Consider the following 930-nt stretch of genomic DNA (forward strand, 5'->3'; position numbering starts at 1 on the left):
ATGTCGGCATGAAAGGCGCCTTCACCGGTGCCATCGCCCACAAGGCGGGATGGTTCGAAGCGGCCAATGGCGGCACGCTGTTCCTCGATGAAATCGGCGACCTGCCACTGGCGATCCAGGTCAAGCTGTTGCGTGTGCTGCAGGAGCGCGAAGTGGTGCGCCTGGGTTCGCGTCGCAGTATTCCGATTGACGTGCGCATCATCGCCGCCACCAACGTGCGCTTGCAGGATGCGGTGGCAGCCGGGCATTTCCGCCAGGATCTTTACTATCGTCTGCAGGTGGTGCAGTTGACCATTCCGCGGCTGCGCGAACGGCCCGAAGACATCCTGCCGCTGGCCTATCACTTCCTCGATGAATACCGCGTCAAGACCGAGGCGCAGGATCTGACCAAGATTCTGCGCGAGAGTCTCGGCGAAAACACCCTGGTGCCCGCTCCGGCCAAGCCGGTTGCGGCCACCCGCGCGCGTGGCAAGGTGGTCCGCAAGGCCGCTCCTGCGGCGGCCGATACTACCGACAGCGGCAACAGCGGTGGTGGCGGCAGCGGTCCGAATCCGTTCGGCAATCTGAAGTAAGGCAGGCCAGGCGGGAGCTGGCAACGGCTCCTGCAGTTCAAGCAGCCTCAGGCGATGGGGCAATCACCCAATATAGCAGCGGAGCAAACATGGCCAAAAGAGAAAGCATCCAGAAGAAACTGCAGAAAGTGCGTCCCCCGCGCGTGCAGATGACTTATGACGTCGAGATCGGCGACGCCATCGAAAAGAAGGAACTGGCATTCGTCACCGGGGTGGTCGGTGATTTCGGTGGCAACTCCGAAGTGCCGCAGCCGCGGCTGAAGGAACGCAAGTTCATCAACATCGATCCCGACAATTTCGACGAAGTGATGAAAGGTATCGAGCCACGTGCTGTCTATCGCGTGCCCAACGAGCTCTC

General features: G+C 61.3%; 2 protein-coding genes. Both read left to right on the forward strand.

The genetic code is table 11. The annotated features are described in order from the left end of the window. Window positions 1-572: sigma 54-interacting transcriptional regulator (locus I5W_RS33970; RefSeq protein WP_044530760.1), on the forward strand; the 572-nt coding region annotated here is incomplete at its 5' end. Between the two features lie 89 nt (window positions 573-661). Beyond that, window positions 662-930, forward strand: a 269-nt coding sequence (locus tag I5W_RS21480) for a type VI secretion system contractile sheath small subunit (protein ID WP_044530761.1), incomplete at its 3' end; no start/stop codon positions are given.

This window comes from Herbaspirillum sp. B65 (assembly GCF_000333555.1).
In the GTDB taxonomy this organism is placed as follows: domain Bacteria; phylum Pseudomonadota; class Gammaproteobacteria; order Burkholderiales; family Burkholderiaceae_D; genus Herbaspirillum; species Herbaspirillum rubrisubalbicans.